This window comes from Cupriavidus sp. CER-90 (assembly GCF_057652055.1).
Genome location: NZ_JBYGYM010000002.1, coordinates 131,869 through 155,048 on the forward strand (window position 1 = coordinate 131,869; position 23,180 = coordinate 155,048).

The 23,180-nt window shown below is 60.7% G+C and carries 20 protein-coding genes; 12 read left to right on the forward strand and 8 right to left on the reverse strand.

The features are described 5' to 3' along the window. Positions 1-208: 208 nt before the first annotated feature. Positions 209-331, reverse strand: coding sequence for a hypothetical protein (locus tag AC24R4_RS11075; RefSeq protein ID WP_487523108.1), 123 nt, complete (start codon positions 329-331; stop codon positions 209-211). A 37-nt stretch (positions 332-368) separates the two neighbouring features. Here AC24R4_RS11075 and AC24R4_RS11080 point away from each other — a divergent pair, with 37 nt between their 5' ends. Both AC24R4_RS11080 and AC24R4_RS11085 read left to right on the forward strand, forming a co-directional pair. Beyond that, complete coding sequence (locus AC24R4_RS11080) at positions 369-650, forward strand: hypothetical protein (RefSeq protein ID WP_061958609.1); 282 nt, start codon at positions 369-371, stop codon at positions 648-650. Positions 651-1,279: 629 nt separating this feature from the next. After that, positions 1,280-1,498 (forward strand): hypothetical protein, encoded by a 219-nt coding sequence (locus AC24R4_RS11085; RefSeq protein ID WP_061958610.1) that lies wholly within the window; start codon positions 1,280-1,282, stop codon positions 1,496-1,498. Between the two features lie 1,085 nt (positions 1,499-2,583). On the opposite strand, the gene AC24R4_RS11090 is transcribed toward AC24R4_RS11085, so the two are convergent. Further along, entirely contained in the window at positions 2,584-2,820 is a 237-nt protein-coding gene (locus tag AC24R4_RS11090) for a molybdopterin cofactor-binding domain-containing protein (protein ID WP_487523952.1), read from the reverse strand. Positions 2,821-2,979: 159 nt separating this feature from the next. Here AC24R4_RS11090 and AC24R4_RS11095 point away from each other — a divergent pair, with 159 nt between their 5' ends. Together AC24R4_RS11095 and AC24R4_RS11100 are read left to right on the forward strand one after the other, a co-directional pair. Continuing rightward, positions 2,980-3,954 carry a Bug family tripartite tricarboxylate transporter substrate binding protein gene (locus AC24R4_RS11095; RefSeq protein ID WP_487523109.1) on the forward strand — a complete coding sequence of 325 codons (975 nt, stop codon included), beginning with the start codon at positions 2,980-2,982 and terminating at the stop codon, positions 3,952-3,954. An 11-nt stretch (positions 3,955-3,965) separates the two neighbouring features. Then, positions 3,966-5,429: an N-acyl-D-amino-acid deacylase family protein gene (locus tag AC24R4_RS11100; protein ID WP_487523110.1), complete on the forward strand. Its 1,464-nt coding sequence runs from the start codon at positions 3,966-3,968 to the stop codon at positions 5,427-5,429. Positions 5,430-5,451: 22 nt separating this feature from the next. On the opposite strand, the gene AC24R4_RS11105 is transcribed toward AC24R4_RS11100, so the two are convergent. Beyond that, positions 5,452-6,363, reverse strand: a complete 912-nt coding sequence (locus AC24R4_RS11105) for a LysR substrate-binding domain-containing protein (protein WP_487523111.1) — start codon at positions 6,361-6,363, stop codon at positions 5,452-5,454. A 135-nt stretch (positions 6,364-6,498) separates the two neighbouring features. Here AC24R4_RS11105 and AC24R4_RS11110 point away from each other — a divergent pair, with 135 nt between their 5' ends. Then, positions 6,499-7,992, forward strand: coding sequence for an amidase family protein (locus AC24R4_RS11110; RefSeq protein WP_487523112.1), 1,494 nt, complete (start codon positions 6,499-6,501; stop codon positions 7,990-7,992). A gap of 192 nt (positions 7,993-8,184) precedes the next feature. On the opposite strand, the gene AC24R4_RS11115 is transcribed toward AC24R4_RS11110, so the two are convergent. Then, positions 8,185-8,499 (reverse strand): H-NS histone family protein, encoded by a 315-nt coding sequence (locus tag AC24R4_RS11115; RefSeq protein ID WP_487523113.1) that lies wholly within the window; start codon positions 8,497-8,499, stop codon positions 8,185-8,187. 710 nt (positions 8,500-9,209) lie between these two features. Here AC24R4_RS11115 and AC24R4_RS11120 point away from each other — a divergent pair. Beyond that, positions 9,210-9,461, forward strand: a complete 252-nt coding sequence (locus tag AC24R4_RS11120; protein ID WP_487523114.1) for a hypothetical protein — start codon at positions 9,210-9,212, stop codon at positions 9,459-9,461. A gap of 1,156 nt (positions 9,462-10,617) precedes the next feature. Here AC24R4_RS11120 and AC24R4_RS11125 read toward each other — a convergent pair. From AC24R4_RS11125 to AC24R4_RS11135, 3 genes are all read right to left on the reverse strand, one after another. Next, positions 10,618-10,866, reverse strand: a complete 249-nt coding sequence (locus AC24R4_RS11125; protein WP_153950065.1) for a hypothetical protein — start codon at positions 10,864-10,866, stop codon at positions 10,618-10,620. Positions 10,867-11,554: 688 nt separating this feature from the next. Continuing rightward, a complete protein-coding gene (locus AC24R4_RS11130; RefSeq protein ID WP_487523115.1) occupies positions 11,555-12,541 on the reverse strand; it encodes a PAS domain-containing protein in 987 nt (328 codons plus the stop codon). Next, positions 12,538-13,449 (reverse strand): LysR substrate-binding domain-containing protein, encoded by a 912-nt coding sequence (locus AC24R4_RS11135; RefSeq protein ID WP_487523116.1) that lies wholly within the window; start codon positions 13,447-13,449, stop codon positions 12,538-12,540. Before AC24R4_RS11135 ends, AC24R4_RS11130 begins: the two co-directional genes overlap by 4 nt. Positions 13,450-13,550: 101 nt before the next feature. On the opposite strand from AC24R4_RS11135, the gene AC24R4_RS11140 reads away from it, so the two are divergent. From AC24R4_RS11140 to AC24R4_RS11165, 6 genes are all read left to right on the forward strand, one after another. Beyond that, positions 13,551-14,636: a tartrate dehydrogenase gene (locus tag AC24R4_RS11140; RefSeq protein ID WP_487523117.1), complete on the forward strand. Its 1,086-nt coding sequence runs from the start codon at positions 13,551-13,553 to the stop codon at positions 14,634-14,636. A gap of 273 nt (positions 14,637-14,909) precedes the next feature. Then, a complete protein-coding gene (locus tag AC24R4_RS11145; protein ID WP_487523118.1) occupies positions 14,910-16,517 on the forward strand; it encodes a BCCT family transporter in 1,608 nt (535 codons plus the stop codon). 148 nt (positions 16,518-16,665) lie between these two features. Continuing rightward, positions 16,666-17,802, forward strand: a complete 1,137-nt coding sequence (locus AC24R4_RS11150) for an aromatic ring-hydroxylating oxygenase subunit alpha (RefSeq protein WP_487523119.1) — start codon at positions 16,666-16,668, stop codon at positions 17,800-17,802. A gap of 31 nt (positions 17,803-17,833) precedes the next feature. Then, on the forward strand, positions 17,834-19,282 hold the full coding sequence (locus tag AC24R4_RS11155; protein WP_487523120.1) for an NAD-dependent succinate-semialdehyde dehydrogenase: 1,449 nt from the start codon (positions 17,834-17,836) through the stop codon (positions 19,280-19,282). 30 nt (positions 19,283-19,312) lie between these two features. Next, positions 19,313-20,290 (forward strand): PDR/VanB family oxidoreductase, encoded by a 978-nt coding sequence (locus AC24R4_RS11160; RefSeq protein ID WP_487523121.1) that lies wholly within the window; start codon positions 19,313-19,315, stop codon positions 20,288-20,290. A gap of 57 nt (positions 20,291-20,347) precedes the next feature. After that, entirely contained in the window at positions 20,348-21,436 is a 1,089-nt protein-coding gene (locus AC24R4_RS11165; RefSeq protein WP_487523122.1) for a porin, read from the forward strand. Positions 21,437-22,074: 638 nt separating this feature from the next. On the opposite strand, the gene AC24R4_RS11170 is transcribed toward AC24R4_RS11165, so the two are convergent. Further along, on the reverse strand, positions 22,075-22,677 hold the full coding sequence (locus AC24R4_RS11170) for a DUF6036 family nucleotidyltransferase (RefSeq protein ID WP_487523123.1): 603 nt from the start codon (positions 22,675-22,677) through the stop codon (positions 22,075-22,077). Positions 22,678-23,180: the final 503 nt, after the last annotated feature.

Below are 23,180 nucleotides of genomic sequence, written 5' to 3' on the forward strand. Positions count from 1 at the left end.
GGACCGCAGACGCCAGAATACGGGCCCGTTTCTCGGTGTAGTGCCTGGCCTCATGAAGGTTGACCAAGCGTTACTGCATGGACTCGTCGACCGAGGAAATTGACATGTCACGGCTGCAGGGTTGGCCGCCCGTGCATAGGGGTCGGTCTGAATGTTGAATTATGATTATCGAGCCACGGTCGTGCACACGACACATCGAAGGTTTCTCTTAATGATCAAGAACGGAACCGTTCCGCGGTGCACTAGTGCCTATGATGCCGATGCCGATGCCGATGCCGATGCCGATGCCGATGCCGATGCCGGAGCCATCTTCCCAGTTGTACGTCCTCATGGTTGAATGTCGATAGGCCCCCATTTGGAACTTCCCCATGACTGCCACCACATTGATCAATAGCCCGCTTGAACTCACGACCATCTTGATTCGCCACCATGGGATACATCGGGGTCTATGGGCACTCACGGTCAACTTTCACGTGGAGGGCACACATTTCTGCGCAAGCCACGGCGACGGCACTTCGCTTCCCGGGGCACTTTTAGCGGTGCAAGGCATTGGTATCCGCGAGGTGGAAGTACCGGATGCCCTAACCGTCGACGCCGCCGCAGTCAATCCGGCGCCCGGCAGCAAAGCGAGTGCAATCGTGGCTATGTAAGTAAGGAGACCATGGGACTCCGCGTGCAGCCAACACTAGCAGCATCAGACGGCCGAGCAGACTGGGCAATTCCGCTTTAGAAGCAGTCCTTCGCTCGTGGGAGGACTCTTCCCGACTCTCATAATAAGCAGCGGCGGCAGCAGCCGAACCGCCTTAGTTTCCCCCAGAGGTGTCGCCGAAGTCGCCGAGATCGGAAGCGTCCCGAACCGAAGTCCACTTGTTTGGCGACCGCGGCCATGGATGGCAGTCGCAATCGCGGACGTCGTAAAAGGCGCCTGCCATGCTCACCATTATCGGCAAGTCAGACGGAAAGAAATGCTTGAGTCGCACAGGATGGATGGTGGCGAAGGCAAGCGTGCGATCGGAAGCGAAACGACGACAACCGCCGCGGCGGACAGACCGCAGGCAGGCGTGGCAGCGGTCGAAGCGCAATTGGGGAGAGCCGCAAATGCGTGGCGCGACTTTACACGGCAATTTTTCCGCATTGGCCTTTCGAGAACAGACTCGCCGTGGCTGGCCCTCCAGTGTTTTCGTGAACTTTGCGATGTGAAACGACTTGGCATAGCCCTTGCGAGGTCACGACCAGCGTGGGCCTTTCTCACGCTGAATACATTTCCCAGGAGACCATCATGAGGAAGGACAAAGGGACAGCGAGTGACGATACTAAGAAGAAGGACAAGAAGGTGGAGAAGAAATCCGAAGACAAAAAGATGGACAAAAAGTCCAGCGATCGTGCTTCGGCGTCGGGTAAGAAGTCGAAGAGCGGAAAGAAGGCTAAGAGCGAGACTACGGCTGGTAAGGAAGACCGTGCAGATCGGGGCAAGAAGCAGCGGAAAAGTTCGCGCTAATTACTTCGGACGTATCTTCACGGACGAATCTATCCAGTTTCATCGCACTGACCTTCATCCACTCCATCCCGGTGATACCGCCAGCGCACGGCCGCGGGCTGTCCCGACGTCTACGCCCAGCGCGATGTCAGCCCTGGCGGCGATGGCCTTGCTCGGTATGCACCGGACACAACAAAATGGGTCATGTTGCTGGCTCCGGTTGGCGCCCCCGTCGGACGTGGCGCCCACGCTGGCATCGGCGAGCGGTTCGCCATCGGGCACCGGCAGCACGCGCGACAACGCTTCCACGATTTGCCGTGGCGCCGCAGCAGCATGGGTTACCGCTCGGCGTTCGCGGAACCGAACCGGCCTGCCTGGCTACGACCCTGGACTGATTCGGATTTTGTCTAACGCCGCGCCTCAACAGTAAGCAATGGGGGAAAGACGGCATTTCTACTCGGAAGCAGTCATTGGTATCGTTTGAGAGGCAATGACCGAGAAGGAGAAGGAGTCGGATATAGACCGCTGCCCAGGACAGCATGCGGCCGGCTGGCTATGCCGGGATCGACCGCCGCCCAGAAACGGTGGACACGGACCTGGCCGGAGGACCGGTCGCGCGAGATCTCCGCGACGCCGGCTCCGAGAGTAGTCTTGACAGTCCGTGAGCACGGCCCTCCGGCGCGTTGCCGAAGTTGGACATGGCGACGACGGCGTCAAGCACCGCGCGGCCGCGTGAGCTGTCGGCCAAAAGCTGCTGCCTGAAATCGACCGGGCTAGCGTTGGTCACTTGCGCAAGTTCGTCTAGGGAGCATTCCCGTGCAAAGCAGTTTGGGACCCAGCCGATGTGCCTCGCCATGCCGATATCCGAGCTCGGCGCTCCGTGATGACATGCTCGGCCAGAAAGTCTGGAATGTCATTTAGTCTCGACTTTCAGTGCCCTCCATCACCAGGATGTCGCGGTTGTTGGCATTTGCCCCAGCGCTGCGGTGCGGCGAAGGCCAGGATGGAGGAGCTGCCGACGCGGTGTTTCAGGGCGATAACCCGCCCCCTGTCATAGAGAGCTGCCTGCAACTTGTGCGCTGTCGCAGGCCGCAGCCAGCCGTTTTTCACATCGTCCTCACCGTCCACATCACTTTCACAGGCCGTTTTACCGCGCGGGACAGCAGAAGCGCGTCGCGCAGTATGTCGCGGCCAAAGAAGGTGCGACGCCCGAAGCCTCCGCCCATTTGCATGGCGTGGAAGCGGATGCGGTCGGGCGTGGTCTCTAGCGTCCGGGCGGCAGCCGCGATGAAAGAGCCTGACTTTGTGTGCCGAGCCAGACCTCGGCCCCTTGCTGTCGGGATTCGTGGTGGCGACGCCTAGTATCTGGCAAGGGCGAGAAGGCGCTGAACCTAGCGGATGTATTCCGGCAGGGAAACTATCACCGACAAAACGTCATTGTCCTCCCTTGGACGCGGCGCGGATACTAAATGCCCGTATCTCACAAAACGAGGGGAGAAAGAATGAAGGATTTGGCAAAGAAAGCCCTGGCCTTAGCCATCATCGGCTTCATCACGCTGGGCTCGGGTATTACACATGCGGCGTGGCCAGAAAAGCCGGTGAGGCTCATCGTTCCCACGGCGCCAGGCGGCGCACCGGACATCGTGGCGCGACTTTTCGGGGACGCGTTGTCGCGGCGCCTGGGGCAGGCCGTCGTGATTGAAAATCGCCCAGGCGCAGGCGGCAACATTGGCATGCAGGCCCTCCTCGCGGCGCCGGCCGATGGCTACACCATCGCCTACGGCAACAATGCGACCCTTTCCACAAATCGGTTTCTCTACAGCAAGCTTCCGTATGACCCGGACAAGCTCCTGCCCATCGTGGGGCTAGTCACAACCTATAACATTCTTGCCGTCAACCCATCGCTGCCCGTCAAATCCGTGCAGGAACTGGTCGCCTATGCACGAGCAAATCCAGGGAAGCTCTCGATGGGGTCAGCGGGAAACGGCACCACCAGCCACCTTGGCGGCGAACTGTTCAAGGTCATGGCACACGTGAATATCACCCACGTTCCTTACAAGGGCAGCACTCCGGCCTTGCAGGACCTGGTGGGCAACAACGTCCAGTTGATGTTCGACAACGTCCCTTCGATTGGGCCGTATGTCGCATCGAATCGCCTACGCGCGCTGGCAGTCACATCGAACAAGCGCTCGCCCCATTATCCTGATCTTCCAACCATGGCCGAGGCCGGCCTCAACGGCTATGAGCTGACCGCCTGGGCTGGCCTAGTCGCCGCGCCCGGTACGCCTCGCGAAGTGGTCGAGCGACTCAACCGTGAAGTCAACGCAATCATTCGTGACCCAGCATTTCGCGCGCAACTCGACAAACTTTCGTTCGATCCTCTCGGTGGAAGTCAGCGGGACTTCCAGACGCTGATTGCATCAGAAACCGTGAAATTCGGCGAGCTGGTACGCAAGAGCGGCGCCAAGGTGGATTAAGGACAACGGCAATGCAATACGATCTGATTATCCGCAATGGCGACCTGATCGACGGTACCGGTGCGCCGCGACGGACCGCCGACGTCGCAGTTCGTCATGGACAAATCGCGGCATTGGGAGACCTCAGTGCCGCGGTCGCAGAAACTATCATCGACGCAACAGGGCTTGCAGTCACGCCGGGGTTCATCGATACCCATACCCACGACGACTGGATGGTTTTCCAGTCCCCGGACATGCTGCCCAAGGTGACGCAGGGTGTCACAACCATTATTGCCGGCAATTGCGGCATCAGCCTTTTTCCGTTGGTTACTGATGCGATACCCCCCGCACCGCTCGATATCATGCGTGGTGGCTATCGGTTCGACTCGGTTCGGGCGTATCGGGAGATGTTCACCAAAAACCCTGCGGCTGTAAACGTCGCGGTCCTCATAGGTCAGTCAACACTGCGGGCTAGACACGTAACTCAGCTGGGCGCGGCGGCGAGCGAATCGGAAATCGAGGGTATGCGCCAGGACGTGGAAACCGCATTACGACAAGGCGCGATCGGTGTGTCAACAGGTACGTTCTATCCTCCGTCGTCTGCCGCCCCCGAGGACGAAATCGTGCGCATGTGCGAGCCGATGCGCCGCCTCGGAGGCGTGCTGGTCTCGCATATGCGCGATGAAAGCGACAACATTCGCGAGTCAATCGACGAGACTGCTCGTATCGGGAAGGCGTTAGGTGTATCCACGGTAATTTCCCACCACAAGCTTGTGGGAAAGCAAAATCACGGGCGGAGCCGCGAGACGCTCGCGCAGGTCAGGGAACTCGCCCAGACCATGCCACTTTGCCTGGACTGCTACCCGTATGCGGCATCTTCGACCATGCTCCGCCCGGAGCGGGTAACACAATGTGATCGCATCCTGATTACATGGTCGGCGACTCACCCCGATGCCGCCGGTCGCTATCTGGAAGACCTCGCCGAAGAGTGGGGCCGAACTCGCCACGATGTGGCACAGATGCTGGTGCCCGGAGGTGCCGTGTACTTCATCATGGACGAAGGGGACGTGCGCGACATCCTTGCTTATCCGGACACCATGGTCGGTTCGGACGGGATTCCTTCTGATGAGACGCCTCACCCGCGCCTGTGGGGCACCTTCCCACGTGTCCTGGGCTTATATTCACGCGACCTCGGCCTGTTTCCGTTAGAGCGCGCCGTTCACAAGATGACTGGGTTGGCGGCGCAACGATTCGGGCTGGAGCGCCGGGGCGAGCTGCGAATCGGCAATATTGCCGACATCACGGTATTCGACCCTGCGACGATCGCAGACCGCGCCACATTCGACGACCCACGACAGCCCGCTGTCGGCGTGCGCCATGTCTTCGTGGCGGGCGAGGCAACATTGCGTGATGGGGCGCCCATTGGCAGCCGTCCTGGTCGGTTCGTTTCGTCTACGCTGGTAAAGGCAAGCTTGGAAACTAGTGTGGGCCAGTGACGCAGGAGACTCGTTACCGGTTTCAAGGTACCGACGTTTCTGCCGCGCTTTGCTTTTGGAGCCAAGTGATAAACGTTTGCATCGCTGGGCTGGCAAGCTTCTCTTCCTGACAGACAAAATAGTAGGACTTAGGCGAGACATAGGGCTCCGTCGCCACGCAGAGCAATTTCCCGGCGCGGATGTCGTCGCCCGCCACATAGTCCGGCAGCAGCGCCATACCCAGGCCGCTAATAGCGGCCTGCAGTCCCATGGTGAGCAAACCATAGCGCGGACCGTCTTCGGGGTGCGTCAGCTTGATATCCATTTGCCGCAGATAGGCCGGCCACGCTTCAAGCGCGGCGTTCTGATGCAGCAAGGGCATGCCTCTGAGTGCCTTGGCTAATGTACCGCCGCCAGGCAGCAATTCTGGTGCGCAAACCGGATACAGCTCCAGGGGCATTACCTTTAGCGCGAAATGACGAGATGGAGGTTCGACGCAATACATAATCGCCGCGTCCAACGCGGCACTCTCCAAGTCAACGGGGCCAACTTTGGTGGTGACGTTGAGCTGGATGTGCGGCTGCTCCTTCGCGAATCGGAGCAACCTGGGCAGCAGCCAGATATTGCCCAGCGACACTGGTACCGAGAGGTTTAGGCGCCCGCCGGCACCGCGACCGGACTGTACTTCCAGCGTTGCTTCCTCGAGCATCGCCAGCGCCTTGCGCACACTCCTCAGGTACTCCTCTCCGACGGGGGTGGCGGCCACGGCTCCCTTTCGCCGGCTGAGCAATCGCGTGCCTAAAAAATCTTCCAGTTCCGTAATTTGCTTGCTTACGGCGCTTTGCGTCAGGCATAGCTCCTCGGCGGCCCCTGTGACGCTGCCAATACGGGCGGTAGCTTCAAGGGCCACGAGGTTCGCCAGTGCAGGCAGGTGACGTCCGGTGGTGCTCTTCATACGCTTCCGAGAAAGGGGACACGCCGGGATTGTCGGCCATCTATTCCGGGAAGGAAAGAACGGATGATAAAAGATCGATTGCCCACGCCAAGTTTCACCGTCAAGATGTTTCGATACAGTCGCCCGGGAACACCCATGCCCCCTGCTACTTCAGATGCCAACATTGAGTTTGATCCCTTTGAGCGTTCGATTGCCGAATTAGCTTCCGCCATGTGCGCTGGCCAAACAAGCGCGCATGCGCTGGTAACCACGTACCTCGAGCGTATCAACGCCTTCGACAAAAATGGGCCGGCTATCAACGCCATCAGCCAATTGAACCCGATGGCTCAGGAAGAAGCGACGGCAATGGATAATGAAATGCGCGTCCATGGCCCTCGCGGGCCATTGCACGGCATCCCCATGGTGGTGAAAGACAACATCGATACGGAGGGCATGCCCACTACAGCGGGTTGCTTAGCGTTGAAGAATGCGTTTCCCAACGCAGATGCACCCTGTGTTGCGCGACTTCGGGCAGCAGGGGCGATCGTGCTTGCCAAAGCCAACATGTCGGAATTGGCAGCATCGAATGGGTGGTTCGGATATAGCTCGGCCGGCGGCCTCACGCTGAATCCGTACCGACTGTCGCGCAATGCGAGCGGATCCAGTAGTGGTGCCGGCGCAGCCGTCGCGGCAAGCCTGGCAGCCTTCGGGTTAGGGACCGACTCCTTTGGGTCTGTACGCGGCCCGGCTTGCGTCCACGCCCTTGTTGGATTTCGTCCGACACACGGACTGCTGGACAATACCGGCGTGCTACCGCTGGCGCCCTCGTTCGACACCGTGGGCCCATTGGCTCGAAGCACATCGGACGTGGCGATCGTCATGGATGTGCTGGCCCCGGGTCAGGGGTTCGGCTTGCAGTTCGCGACACTGGCTGGCCGAACGTTGGCCCTCGTCTCGGACTTTGCAGGAGGAAACCCGGAAATCGACGCGTTGTTTGGTGAAGTCGCTACTTCCCTCAAATATGCGGGCGCCAAGTTATGCCACGTACGTTTGCCAACAGCGTTCCTGAATCTTTATGCCGAACTGCTCGGCGAGGTCACCCGCGCTCAGTGGGTGGTAGCGCTTGACCAATACCTGATGCAGTCAGGGGCCGGTGGTCCGCAAAATTCTGCCGAACTGCTGGAGCGTATAGAAGAGGACATCGACAGCGGCGGCCGCCAGACCAATCCCCGGACCGTAGACGCATTGCGCCGGGCAATCGAGACCAGAGGTATGGTATCCGAGGTCGAGGAGGCTGCTTTGCGACGCTTGCGAGCGCTTGTCGATGACATCTTCAACACATACGGCGTGGAGGCGTTGATTTATCCGACTCAGGCATGCCCGGCATCCCCTCGATTCGACCAGGCTGATAGCAGCTATCAATGCCTGGCCTTACAGCCCTTGGCAGCAATGCACATTGCCAGCGCCACAGGGCTTCCAGAAATCAGCGTTCCGATGGGATTCACCAGATCAGGTGTGCCTGCTGGCGTGTCCTGGCTTGGGCGTGCGGGGGCCGACGCCTCCCTCCTTGCCATGACCGCAGCCTTTGAGCAGTTGACACAACATCGCCAACCACCGAAGAGCACGCCTGCGCTTGGTAGACAAATCTAAGGCCCGAATTGCCCGCGACCATCAGGCAATCGCCGGGCGCTGTGCCATGAGTGCGGAGCGGACGCTGCCGAAACATCTACACAACGCGGACGACAGCCGCCGTCCGAGCTCCTTGGCAATTCGCCACCCGTCTTACCTCCGATGCCCTGGCGGAGAACGAGGGTTTCGACGGACACCCGGCTCGTTAGGGAGTTACTCCTGTGCGATCAAGAACCGATTTCGATTCTTACCTAGCCATGCAGGAGCCCGGCCCCGCCCCGACCAAGTGCTACCCGTCTTCGGATCGCGATATTTTGCAGGCAACGGCTCTTTGGCAGCTTTTGGTGCCCCACTTCCCGCAGGTCGTCCACGACGGCGCTTACCTTGTATGTCTTCGACCGAAAGACCATATTGCTCCATTAGAGTGCGGATTTGACCAATAACGCTCGACACCTCATTTGCTCGAACTTCTGCCAACTGCGCCTCCAAAATTTCCTTCTGAGCCAGCAATTGCTTGTACGTTGCCATGCTACATCCTTATTGGAGTGGTGGAATCAAAACGGAATTCTGCTGCGTATTGCGAAGTATAGGCTAACTTTTTAGCCATGCTCATTCCGACGATATCTTCACCGCTGGTTGGAAAGTGGGTGAGCACGTCGTGAAAACCAGCGGTCCTAGTGATGACCGCGGTCTAACTACGCCCGCGACCTACAACGTAGGCTGACGATTGGTGTTAGGCATGTAATCACTGCAAGAGCCGAACCGATTTTTTGGCCGTGCGCCTTACCGATGCTGGCGGTACACCAGAATTATGCTTCGGGTGGCATATCGATCTCGAGCGACGCTACGACTCAAGACACCGTCCTTGCTCGAGAGGAGAGCTCGCAGGAGCGGACATCCGCGAACGGTCGAACTGGCCAGACATCCCATTGCATAACTCCATCGTTGAATTTGAATGATCCTCTTTTTCAGTGTCGCCATCCTCGGCGAGTCGGAGATATAGTTGTCGTGAGGCAACGGCAGCGACCGCCACCAGCGTACAAATGCCGATTCCTCGGACTGTGAGCGACAAGATTGGGGCCATATTTCGAATCAACGATTGGATCTGTCAAGATTCGTTCCTGCGGAGATTGCGAGGGTGAGAGTGCATGGTGCTATCTCTCCCAGCACAGCAGGGCACACGCTTGCAGTAACGTCCCGGAATCGTGTCACAGCAAATCGTAAATCGAACGAAACGCATGACCAAGAAGCAGATTGACGCACTACCAGCGGGACGCTACTGGGCGATTCCTCACGCCCCCTTCCCTTTGGATGGCCCCAACGGTCACGACGAGGTTTTTCCTCGCGCGGAATGTATCAGCGACGGGAAGTGGGCTCGATTTATTCGTGACGGCAACGAGGTGTGGGCGTGCAACGCCACGTATGCAGCAGCACATTTCGATTTTACTCCAGCTGGGGCTGATGAGGCGTCGGCAAATCCAAACTTGTGAACGAGGAAGTCTTTTGAAATCCGTACCTATGGCCCCGGGCTGGCGGCTTGCGCTTGCTGCCCGCACTATTAGCATCCCTCGGGTGAGGAACCCGATTTATGCCACTATCGCCGGTTAATTTTGCCTCTCCAGCCGATGCCGTCTTCGTTCGGGCAAGGGCCGAAGCTATTCTCTGGATCAAATCAGCCATCGCTCGCCATGGCATAACCCCCGCAGCAAATTGAACTCGCTGGGTGCTTTATCTCTGCTGAATCGGAGGCCTCGCCCCAGCAGAGTGCCAGGTACATGGACGCAATCGGCCATGTTTGGGACGGGACCGGATCTGTACCCGATTGGTTGCAACGAGCGATCAATTCGGACCAAAACATCGAGCATTTTCGGGTCTCATAATGGCCCTTAGCGGAGAGCGGGAGTGCCCCGACCTTGAAATTCTGCTTCGCGCCAGCCGCCAAACGGATCCGCGGCAAAGGATACGAAGGCGCCGCAAGATACACAGTGGAAGCCTTGGTAACTGGTGTGTGAGTGCAATCCGATGACGTCCGGCTTATCAAGAGGGGGCCCGGCTGACCACTCTACCTCATGACGCGCGGGTCCACCTGCTCGGAAGCGATTTCACCTACTGCACGATGGCCGCTAGTTTCCGGTACGGGTGGCGAACTGCCACACCGGGATGCCCCTTGCCGCTCGCCTAGCCGTCTGGCGTGACAGTATAGATGCGACCATCTTTTCTGACCCCGGGCCGAGCGTTGCCCCGCGATATGGAAGGTCTAATCTCGAAGAAGTGCTCATAAGTCACTTATTTTAAGTGTGAGCTTTCTCCCCCTCCACTCGATAACCGACACCTTGGGATATTGTGGCCACGATATCTAACATGGCCTCGATATGAACAAAAGTGCGGAAGCTGAGCTGGAAAGACGTCGAACGACGGATAGTACGCATTGACCAGATGCGGACCAAAGAAAGCCGCGGCGCCTATTTCTACTTGGTGGAACGGCACCTTCGTGGCTTAAACCGGTCAACACGGCAGCTTGTTGAAATCGTCCGGTCGGAGGCGTCTGCCAATCGTGCGAGCGAAATAGAAGAAGGCAGCGGAGAACCTCCGAGGCGGCGCCGCTCTCCCCTGCTATCCACCACACAACGTCAGCGGGCAGAAAACTCACTGTCGTTCTGCCTCTTCTCGGATGTTATAGCGCTTGCGCAGGTCATCAATATGGGGCTTTAGCGCCTGCAGGCAGGCAGCGCTAGCGTCGCCCTCCATGGTCGAGATCGACCAATTGCAGCCGTCCGAATCCGCCGGGTGCCAACACACATCTCCAAAGCAGGTGTTTGCACAGACCGCAATCTTGTCCTGCGCCGCGCGGACCATTGCTCGCACCTCCGCCTTGTTTTTCACGACTCTATTCATCATCACCTCCTGGTAACAGGACGTCTCTGAAAAGATCATAGGCGACGCCCGTGCCCTGTTGGCATCTTTGTGCGCCCTGTGTGGTGACCGGTTGAGTCCGCAACTAATGTCGGCAGAAACCGCCATCTGACCCGACAACGGGTATCTGCTTGAGGTCGACGAAGCGCTGACGGAGGAGTTTTCGCGGGCGGAGTCGTGGTTCGGCAGCTGGGTCAGCCCGTTGCACGACGAACGGGCTCGAGGCTTGACTGATTGTTCCCTGAGCTTCCATGCGATCGAAAAACGAGCGACCGTGGTTTGCATCCGGAGTTACCGCGTCTTGATTGTCTCCAAGGACGGCATGCGCTGGGCATTGCCTGGAGGGCGTCCACGAGCGCAAGAACTGATGGACGAAACGGGCATCCGGGAACTGCTCGAAGAAACCGCGTTTGAACGCCAAAGCCGGACCGCCGCCATTTCTGCGTCGGCCTGCGGGTCAGCGTTCGATTCGAGCAGCAGTTTCATCTGCGTCGTTGTTGTGGGCGGCAAATCGGCAATTTTCTGTCGGGCGCACCGGGTAACTGGCCAACGGCAGCGATCTGATTCGTGGCAGTCCTATCCGGCGCCGATCATCCGAGCGACGGAGAGAGGCGAGCGCGGAGGATCGTGCTCGGATCTTTCAGCATGGTGCCCCGAGGAAAAGAGAATCCTAACGGATGCACATTGCCAGCGCGAAATACGACGCGCCATCCTGGTTGTGCTCTAGCTTCGCACGGACCGTCACCGCCAACCCGGTTCCGTCTCCCCGTATCAGGTCGGTGTCAAATTGCGCCCGGTCGCGCGCAGGCGTCATCTTACGAAGACGCGGTGCGGCGTTTGCTAAGCGTTCGATTAAGCCACCGCCCAGAAGCGCGCAGGCCTCGCAGCCGACCAAGGCTGCCATCGCCGAGTTGGCAGATTCACAGAGCAATCCTTCGTCCAACAATGCTATGGCTTCCGAAGTCAACTCGAACACCGCCCGGAACCGCCCCTGCTGGTCGCGCAGCGACTGTTCGGCGAGCTTGCGCGCGGTGTTGTCCATGCTAATGCCGACAATCTTGACGATGCGCCCGTCCAACTCACGCACCGGTGTGGCGCGGGACGAAATCCAGCGGATGCTGCCGTCGGGCTGGTACAGGCGGAAGTCGAACTCGTGGGAACTGCCTGTGCGCAGCGATTCCTCGTAGGCGGCGTTCATCATCGGCACGTCGTCGGCATGCACATGCTTCCAGAAGCTTTCGTTACTGACGATCTGCCAGCCGTAAACGGCCTCGACGTTGGACGAGTAGGTCACGCCGTCCGTAATCAGGTTCCATTCCCACGTGACGATGCGCGCGCCCTCCTGCGCCAGCTTCATGCGCGCCTCGCTCTCCATGATCTCCGCCGTGTAGCGCCGGCGCACGTCGGTCATGGGGATTTCCACCGCGCTCGATGTTTCCGCCTCTTGTCGCGCCTGCTCGCCGTAGCGCAGCCAAATCCAGCTGACGCCAAGGAACGCCGCTAGCTTGCGCAACTTCTCGTAGTCGATCTCACCGCCCTTTGTCCATTTGTGGACTGCCGGGCGCGACACATTAAGCGCATTCGCCACCGCCTGCAGCGTCAGTTTCTTGTGTTCGAGCAGTTCCTTGAGGCGGAATGCAAAGCTGTTTTCTGTCATGTTCTGGCTTCCTCGGTGGCATCCTCGAGATGCAGCATGAAAAACTCGACACAGGCCCGCACCCGTGCGGAGCCGGAAAGGCGCGAAGGATACACCGCCCAGATATCCGCGTCCTGGCGATAGTCCGGCAGTACCTGAACCAGGCGACCAGCCTTAAGGTCGGGTTCGACGTCCCACATCGAGCGCAGCATGACACCATGCCCGGCCAGCGCCCAGCTCGTGACAATCTCCCCGTGGTTGGACGACAGGCGCCCGCCGACCTTGACACTGCGGTCGCCCTCCGGCCCTGTCATACGCCAGACGCCGAAGGGATGGTCGCGCTCCTTGGTGACGAGGCAGTCGTGCTCCGTCAGCGCGTCGAGCGTCTGCGGCACGCCCCGCACCGCGAGATAGGATGGGGCCGCGCACAGCACCCGCCAGTTGCGCGCCAGCCGCCGCGCGATGAGGTGCGGTGCGATGTCGTTGCCAATACGGATGTCAAGGTCGATTCCCTCCGCCACGAGGTCGACCAGCTTGTCGAAAACGTCAAAGCGGATTTCCAGGCCGGGGAATTGCTCACACAGCCTCGCGATAAGTGGCGCGACATGGCGCCTGGCGAAGCCCACGCTGCTTCCGATGCGCACCAGCCCGCGTGCGCCGCCGCCAGCGGAGATATCGTCCATCAACTGCCCGATCTCATCGAGCATGTGACGCGCCCAGCGGCACACGCGGTCGCCGTTCTCCGTCAGCGACACTTGGCGCGTGCTCCGGTGCAGCAGTTGCGCGCCCATCGCCTGCTCAAGTGCCTTGACGCGCTTGCTGACATAGGCCGGCGAGCTGCCCAGCTCCTCCGCCGCGGCGACGAAGCTGGCGCGCTGGGCAACCAGGCAGAACACCCGCAAATCTTCCAGTGGGGGCAGATTGTTCACAATTCGTGTTTCCTGTATGCACGGTTGCGCGGATGATTCGCGCAGGGTTTCCCGGCATCCTCGATCGCGTCCTCACCACCAGATACGAGCGAGACACTGCCATGACCAAACCTTCTCCGAATGCATTCCGCATAGCTGCCATCGCCGGCGACGGCATTGGCAATGAAGTCCTTCCCGAAGGGCTGCGCGTCCTCGAAGCCGCCGCGCGTAAGTTCAGCCTGCCCATTGAAGTGCGTCACTTCGAATGGGCCAACTGCGACTACTTCCTCCGCCACGGCAAGATGATGCCGGACGACTGGAAGGAACAGTTGGACGGCTTCGACGCCATCTACTTTGGAGCAGTGGGCTGGCCCGACAAGGTGCCCGACCACGTTTCGCTGTGGGGTTCGCTGCTGAGGTTCCGCCGCGAGTTCGACCAGTATGTCAACCTGCGCCCAGTACGCCTGCTGCCTGGCGTGCCCTGCCCGCTGGCCAACAGGAAGCCCGGCGACATCGACTTCTACGTGGTTCGCGAGAACACCGAGGGGGAGTACAGCTCGGTCGGCGGCCGCATGTACGAGGGTACCGAGCGCGAGATCGTGATGCAGCAGTCGATTTTCAGCCGCCACGGCACCGACCGCATTCTGAAGTACGCCTTTGAATTGGCCCAATCGCGTTCCCGCAAGAAGCTGACTTCGGCCACCAAGTCCAACGGCATCGCCGTCAGCATGCCCTGGTGGGACGAGCGCACCGCCGCAATAGGAGCCCAGTACCCGGAGGTCAATTGGGACAGCCAGCACATCGACATCCTTTGCGCGCGCTTCGTGCTCCAGCCCGAGCGGTTCGACGTGGTGGTCGCCTCCAATTTGTTCGGCGACCTTCTGTCCGACCTCGGCCCGGCCTGCACCGGTACCATCGGCCTGGCGGGCTCGGCCAACCTGAATCCCGAACGCAAGTTCCCCTCGCTGTTCGAGCCCGTCCACGGCTCGGCGCCGGACATCTTCGGCAAACAGATCGCCAACCCCATCGGCATGATCTGGTCGGGCGCGATGATGCTCGATTTCCTCGGCGGAGAAGCAGGGCGCCAAGCGCATGACGCCATCCTCGCGGCCATCGAGACGGTGCTGCGCGAAGGCCCGCTGACACCGGACGCCGGTGGCAAGGCCGGCACGAGCGACGTGGGCAAGGCTATCGCTGACGCGGTCTGACGCCACTTGCACGGGGGAACGTGACGCACGGTTCGCGTCGCGTCTTCTTCCCCCGCAGCGACGGACGTTCCATCCATCGCACAAGCAGTTTTTTTTAGCGCCGAGCTTGTGCATGTCCGAAATCTTGCCTAAAGTTCTCGTAAACCAAAAGTTACTGTAAACCATTGGTTTACAAAAAACAAGGAAATCTGAACGACACGGGCGGCCCCCGTGCCGGGCAGACAAGTTCCACCCCAAAACACCGTGTGCCAAGACGCATCGGAGGAGACCCACTTGAAAACATCCACGCCCCACCGCGACGGATTCCTGACCATCTGCACGCTCACAGCCGTGCTGGTCACCGTCATCGCCATGGTCCGCTGGCCCGCCGAAGCGGCCGCCACCGCCACCCAACTCTTCGATTGGTCCACGCGCTCCTTCGGGTCCCTGGTCCAGATCTTCGTCTTCGGCTGTGTCATCGCATGCCTGGCACTGGCATTCAGCAAGTACGGCAACGTACGCCTGGGCGAAGGCAAACCTGAATACTCGACGCTATCCTGGGTCTTCATGTTCATCTGCGCAGGCATGGGGTCCTCGACCATGTACTGGGGCGTGATGGAGTGGGTCTACTACTACCAGTCGCCCGGCCTGAACGTGCCCACCGGCACGCGCGAGGCGCTGGAGTACTCCATCAGCTACTCGTTCTTTCACTGGGGCCTGAGCGCCTGGGCGGTGTACGCCCTGCCCTCGCTGGCAATGGCGTACCACTTCCATGTGCGCAAGAACAAGGGACTGAATCTGGCATCCATCATCGAAGCCATCACTGGCTTCCGTGCCACCGGACCGGTGGGCCGCCTGGTCGACCTAATCTTCCTGCTGACGATGTTCGGGGCGTTGACAGTTTCCATCGCGCTGACTGCGTCGACCTTTACTCGGGGCCTGTCCGGCCTGTTTGGCGTGCCCGATACCTTCGTCACGCAATTGATAGTGATCGTCGGTGTGTCGGTGCTGTTCTCCGCCAGTGCCTACATCGGCATCAACGGCGGCATGCAGCGCCTGAGCCATATGGTCTGCTGGGGCGCACTGCTGCTGGCCGCGATCGTCTTCGCAATCGGGCCGACCCTGTTTTCGGGAAACAACATCGTCAACGGCCTGGGCCTGATGTTGCAGAACTACGTTCACATGAGCCTGTTCACCGATCCCACGGGCGACGGCGCCTTCAGCCGCGGCTGGACGGTCTTCTACTGGCTGTGGTGGGTATCGTACTCGCCGGGCGTGGCGATGTTCGTGGCTCGTGTGTCGAAGGGTCGCAAGATCAAGGAAGTCATCTACGCCCTGCTGCTGGGCGGGAGCGTCGGATGCTGGTTTTTCTTCGGCGCACTGGAAAGCTACAGCATGCACCAGTTCATCTCAGGCAACATCGACGTGCCGCGCATACTGAAGGAGCATGGTGGCGAGACGGCAGTAGAAATGCTACTGACTGCGCTGCCGGCCGGCAAGATTTTCCTGACCGTGTACCTGGCGATAATGATCGTTTTCCTCGCGGCCCATGTCGACGCCGTGGCCTATGCCGTGGCCGCAACCACCACGCGCAACCTGAAGGAAGGACAGGACCCGTCGCCGACCAGCCGTGTTTTCTGGTGCGTGATGCTGACGCTGGTACCGCTGGCCATGCTGTTCGTCAAGGCGTCGCTAGAGACCATGAAGACAGCCGTGGTGCTGACCGCCATCCCGTTCCTGGTCATCCTCGGGATCAAGCTTTTCGGCTTGTTCCGCTGGCTGCTGCAAGATCACGACGACACGCCAGCTCACCTGATCGAGTCGGCCCGGTCCAACACCCGGCCCGACGGCGAGCGCGCCGCCGTGGCCACCGATCGCGAATCTCCCATCGCAAGCGTCTGATGGATTAATGGATTGATGGTCGGGCAGCGGTCAGCCGCCCGACACGACTCAGTGCTCAAACTTTGCCCGCCCTCCGGGCATTTTCTTCCGATCTCGCGTTAAATACCATTTAACACGTAACCATAACTTAACCAAAGGAAAACGCATCATGGAGAAGACCCTGGACCACTCCGCCGTCAACTTGCCCGCCGACTTCTGCGCCGACGACGAGAACGCCTGGACCCTGCCCGCCTCGTACTACACGAAGGAAGCGGTCTTCGAGTACGAAAAGGAAAAGATCTTCGCCAATAGCTGGGTCTGCGTGGCCCACCGCAGCGAACTCGCCGAATCGAACGACTACGTGACCCGGGAGGTCATCGGCGAGAGCATCGTTGTGCTCCGCGATCGCGAAGGCGTGCTGCGCGCCTTCTACAACGTCTGCCCCCACCGTGGCCACCAACTGCTGGAAGGCAGCGGCCGCGCGAAGAACGTCATCACCTGCCCGTATCACGCCTGGACCTTCAAGCTCGATGGCGAACTGGCGCTCGCCCGCAACTGCGACAACGTCCCCAATTTCGACAAGAGCAAGTCCAGCCTGGTCCCGGTCAAGGTCGAGGAATACGCCGGCTTCGTCTTCATCAATATGAACCCGGAAGCCGGCACCGTCGAGGAGCAACTTCCCGGACTGGAAGCGCGCATGCGCGCCGCCTGCCCAGTCATTGACGAACTTCACCTCGGCGCCCGCTTCGTCACCGAGACGCCGGCCAACTGGAAGTCGATCGTTGACAACTACATGGAGTGCTACCACTGCGGCCCGGCGCACCCCGGCTTCTCGGATTCCGTGCAGGTCGACAAGTACACCCACACGCTGCACGACAACTGGTCACTACAGTTCGGCCAGGCGAAGTCGTCGGAAAAGTCCTTCAAGCTGGACGAGTCCGTGAAGGACCCGAGCTTCAGCGGCTTCTGGGCCTGGCCCTGCACGATGTTCAACGTGCCGCCCGGCGCCAACTTCATGACGGTGATCTACGAGTTCCCGGTCAGCGCCGAAGTCACCCTGCAGCACTACGAGATCTACTTCCTGAACAAGGACCTGACCGAGGAGCAGAAAAAGCTGGTCGCGTGGTATCGCGACGTGTTTCGCCCAGAAGACCTGCGCCTAGTGGAAAGCGTCCAGAAGGGCCTGAAGTCGCGCGGCTACCGCGGCCAGGGACGGATCATGGTCGACCGCCAGCGCAGCGGCATCAGCGAGCACGGGATCGTTCATTTCCACCGCAAGGTGGCTAAGGAATACGAGGGCGCCTGAGCCCCCGCCCACTGAAACGGAGAACAGACCCATGCAACTGAAGGACAACACCCTGTTCCGCCAGCAGGCCCTGATCGGCGCCGAATGGACCGACGCCCCCGACGGCGCCACTGTCGCCGTATCCGACCCCGCGACGGGCGAACAGGTCGGGACCGTGCCGCTGATGCGCGAGGCCGGCGCCGTGGCCGCGATCGAGGCCGCCAACACCGCCCTCCCCGCGTGGAAGGCCCGCACCGCCAGGGAACGCGCCGCGCTGCTGCGCAAGTGGTTTGACCTCATCATCGAGAAGGAGGACGATCTGGCGGCCATCATGACCCGTGAGCAGGGCAAGCCCCTGGCCGAAGCGCGCGGCGAGGTGCGATATGCCGCCTCGTTCATCGAGTGGTTCGGCGAGGAAGCCAAGCGCCTCTACGGCGACGTGATCCCGTCCCCGGCCGCCGACAAGCGCCTGGTGGTGGTGCGCGAGCCGATCGGCGTCTGCGCGGCCATCACGCCGTGGAACTTCCCGGCGGCAATGATCGCCCGAAAGGCAGCGCCCGCGCTCGCGGCAGGATGCACGATGGTGGTCAAGCCCGCCAACGAGACGCCATTCAGCGCGCTGGCGCTGGCCGAGCTGGCGCTGCGCGCCGGCATCCCGGCTGGCGTGCTGAACGTCGTCACCGGCGATGCGGCGGCCATCGGCAGCCAGTTCACCGGCCATCCGCTGGTGCGCAAGCTGTCCTTCACCGGCTCCACACCGGTCGGTCGCCTGCTGATGCAACAGTGCGCCGACACGGTCAAGAAGGTGTCACTCGAACTGGGCGGCAACGCGCCGTTCATCGTGTTTGAAGACGCCGATATCGACGCGGCGGTCGAGGGTGCGATCCAGGCCAAGTTCCGCAACGCCGGCCAGACCTGCGTCTGCGTCAACCGCCTCTATATCCACGACGCTGTGTACGACCAGTTCATCGAGCGCTACGTGAATAAGGTGGCTGCACTGCGCGTGGGCAACGGCTTCACGGCTGGCAGCGAGATCGGCCCGCTGATCACCGAGAAGGCGGTCGCCAAGGTCGGTGAACTGGTGGCGGATGCCGTCAGCAAGGGCGCGCGCATCGCCATCGGCGGCGGTGTGCATGAGGCCGGTGCGCAGTTCTTCGCGCCGACGGTGCTGGCGGATGTCACCTCGGGCATGCGCGTGCTGGATGAGGAAATCTTCGGGCCGGTCTCGCCAGTCGTCCGATTCACCTCGGAGGCCGACGTCGTGCGCATGGCCAACGACACCATCTACGGCCTGGCCGCCTACTTCTTCAGCCGCGATATCGGTCGCGTCTGGCGCGTGGCGGAGCAACTAGAGTACGGCATCGTCGGCATCAACACGGGCCTGTTCTCGAACGAGGTGGCGCCGTTCGGCGGCGTGAAGCAGTCGGGCCTGGGCCGCGAGGGCTCGAAGTACGGCATCGAAGACTACCTCGAGATGAAATACCTCTGCATGGCGCTGTAACGCGCGGCAGCACACCCGGAAGACAGCAGCATGGGCAATACCTACCAGACTCTCCAAGTGCGGGTTTCGCGCATTGAGCACGTGACTCCGCTGATCAAGCGCTTCACCATGGAAGCAATGGACGGCAGCGACCTGCCGCCCTTCACCGGCGGCAGCCATGTCATTGTGCAGATGCGCGACGGCGAGCGCCAGTACAGCAACGCTTACTCGCTGATGAGTTCGCCCGACGCGCTCGGCAGCTACCAGATCGGCGTGCGGCGCGAGGAGAAGTCGAAAGGCGGCTCGGCGTTCCTGCACGACAGGGTGGCCGAGGGCGACTCGCTCACCATCACCACGCCGAACAATCTGTTCGCGCTGGATAATGGTGCGCCTCACCACGTGCTGATCGCGGGCGGCATCGGCATCACGCCGTTCATGTCGCAGATGCACGAACTGCGCAAGTGCGGCGCGTCGCACGAGTTGCACTACGCATTCCGGGCGGACGAGCACGGCGCGTTCCGCGACGAACTTGCGGCGCTCACGCACGCGTCTTCCGGCGGCCACGTCAGCTTCTATGTCGACAACAAGGGCCAGAAGATCGACCTGCCCGGCCTGCTGGGCGGCATGCAGCCCGGCGCGCATGTCTATGTCTGCGGTCCGGCGCCGCTGATCGATGCCGTGCGTACGGCCGCTCAGGCCGTTGGCCTCGATCCCTCTCGTGTGCACTGGGAACAGTTCGCCGCACCGGAGCAGGCGGGTGACGCCTTCACTGTGGTACTGGCGAAATCTGGCAAGACGGTGGAAGTGGCTGCCGGCGAGTCGATCCTGAAGGCCATCGAGCGCGACAGCACCGTCCCGGTCGAGTGCCTGTGCCGCGAAGGCGTCTGCGGCACCTGCGAGACCCGCATCCTCGAGGGTGAAGCTGTTCACTTCGACCAGTACCTGAGTGGCAAAGAGAAGGCATCGCAGAAGACGATGATGATCTGTGTGTCACGGGCCAGGGGCGGCAAGCTCGTGCTCGATCTGTAAGTCATAAGAAAGGCCGGCGCACGAAACGCCGGCCACCATCCCTCACGAGGAGACCCTATGAGGAAACCAGCCAGCCTCTGGCTGCTGGCGGGCACGCTGCTGCCTGCCGCATTGCCTTCCACATCTCACGCCCAGTCGAACGTGGTGCTTTACGGCGTCGTCAGCACCGCCGTGCGCTACACCTCGAACATCGACGGTCGCCATAACGATCAGGCCGAGCTCGTTTCCAGTGGTATCGGTGGCAGCCGCTGGGGCCTGAAAGGCAATGAAGACCTCGGCGGCGGCAATAAGGCCGTCTTCCTGCTGGAGAATGGCTTCGGCACGGACGACGGCAAGACCGCTTACAGCGCCCTGTTTGGCCGGCAGGCCTATGTCGGCCTCTCCGGCGACTGGGGCGCCCTGACCTTCGGCCGCCAATACAACGCCCTGAACAACATCGGCTGGGCTTTCGACCCACTCGACCAGAGCTGGGGTAACTTTTGGTCGGACCCGCTCTATACAGGTGGCGACATCTTCTTCCAGGGCTACCGCGTCAACAACAGCGTGGTCTACAAGCAAACGGTCGGTCCCGTGAGTATCCAACTCGACTACGGCTTCGGCGAACGGCCGGGCAGCAAGGTGCGGGGAGCGACCTTTGGTGGCGGGGTAATGTACCAGCAAGGGGCGCTGGCCATCGGCGTAGCCTATGACCAGCAACGACCGAGCGCAGGAGACAACACGCTGCACAACTATTCGCTCGGCGCGTCCTATGTCATCGGCAAGGCCACAGGCTACATCGGCTACATGGGCCGCCGCGAGTCCAACCCCGACGCGCGCTTCGGCATCGCCTTCGTCGGGCTCGGCTACCAGGTCACGCCTACCCTGCATCTGTCGGGCGCGTACTACCGCTACAGCCAGAGCGGCAACGTAGTGACGCAGTTCCAATCCACGCCCATCCCGCTCGGGAGGGGAAATGCCGATGCGATATCGGTCGTGGCCGATTATGCATTGTCAAAGCGCACCAGCCTGTTCGTAGAGGCCGACACTACCTTCGCACGAGGCGGTACAGTTGGGCGCGAGACCGAGTACTGGGGCGGAACGCCGGTGACAAATGCCCACAGCTCAACCCGGTTGGGCGTGATGGCCGGAATTCGCCACCTATTCTGAGCCCCTGGCATAGCACAAGTAGATTGCGGTTGTCGAGGAGTCGCGTGGCGGCACGCTGGACAGCGTGTCACTCACAATGTCGGCGAGGGGAGGCTATAAGCGATGGGATGTTGTCTGACACGGCCCGAAGGCCGCCATAGAAACCTCCTGTGTCTGTATGCGGGCGCGTAACACATTCGAACTGGGACCATATACGACGGAAATCGTCGACGACCCCTCGGGGAGTCGTGGAGCGATTTTTAGGCTGCCGGCCATTCATGCATTGCTGACCGGAGAGTCCGAACGGAACATCGTCGAAGACCGGCTCGCGAGCAGTCGGTGCGAAAGACACGTATCACACTGGAAGCCGCTGTAAATGCCATTACTCAGGAAAGTTCCCAGTCGTAACACCGACTGCGCAAGGGTGTTAGCGGCGCATCAGGTAGGTGTAATGTCGCGCGCTAGGCCCCGAGGCCCCGCGTGACGATCTGATGACGACTTTAAGCCGCCGTTTCAAGCTATGCGAGGAATGTGCGTTTCGGGGGCGCCAAATCACGCGCTGGCCATCGGCCTACCGGGAATATAACTTGGACCGCGAGGAGAGCGCGGGCAGCCGCCAGTGTATTCAAGAAACTGGGGGGCCACCACGGCGGCGGCACTTAGTGTTTTGGCCTGTTCACTGACTTGCCCGCGTCCATTGCCCGCTCTTCATCCTGAGCTATGGCGATGGCATCCCGGAGGTTCGCGCGTAGCATCTCAATGCCTCCGACATACCCCCCGAGGGCTTCAGTTGCTCGTGCCTCGATCTCCGCTGCCGACGTCAGGCCTTCCGACACCAGCGCGCGAATATCTTCCCGGTCGTTATCGGCTAGGCGAGCGATCTTGCTGACGGCCAGATCTGTCGGTGACAGGACTCGCACGCGGATTTGTTTGAGACCAAGGTCCACCGGAATCGAGTCTTCCTGGTAGTCCTCGTGCATCAAAGCGAACGTGGGGTTGTAGTTGGTGTCTAGGTAAATCACTTGTGTGACGCCGTTCTCGAGCTTCACGTCCACGAGCAAATCCTGCGGGAGCATCACCCGCCCGGCGAACTCGGCGTCGACGTCTGTAGTCACCCGCCTGGCTGTGTACAGGTGAACAGCCATTCCGCCCGCCAGGTACACAGTCAGGGGCTTTTGCAGCGACAGCCGCCCTTCGAGTTGCGCCATCAAATCACGAAGGCCCTCAGCGAGAGCAGTTTTGGTGTAGAAGCCGTCGGACATATCAAGCGTGGCGCAGACGCAGGGTCAACATGTCCCGGAGGCGCGGAACACTCAGGACCCAACCATTCCGAACGACGTCGCCACTCGCTACAAGATCAGTGGGATGCTGAATGAAATAGGACTCGCTTACGGTCAAAAGCCTGTCCGCCTCTGACGGCATCCGGGGACGAAGGACCATTGAGGCGAGCCGGAAAACGTTGGCTTCGCGTTGATCGGCAGCACGCGCGAGCTCACCCCTTGCAACTGCTGCGCAGCGGCTTAGCAAGGTTTGCTCAACATCTCTGGACGACATTGCATTACTCCGATCGGAGGCGGGACGGATTCCGCCATCGAGATCACTTTACCGGTTTATATTGGCAATCTCAAACACCCGAATTCCCACTCCGTCCACGTGCCTTATCAATCACATAACACGCATTATGCTAAAAAATGATTCGGAGGCGCCCAGATTGCTCACGGCTTGATACTCGAGTGCTGATCTGCGCGCTCAACTCCGCCACGGC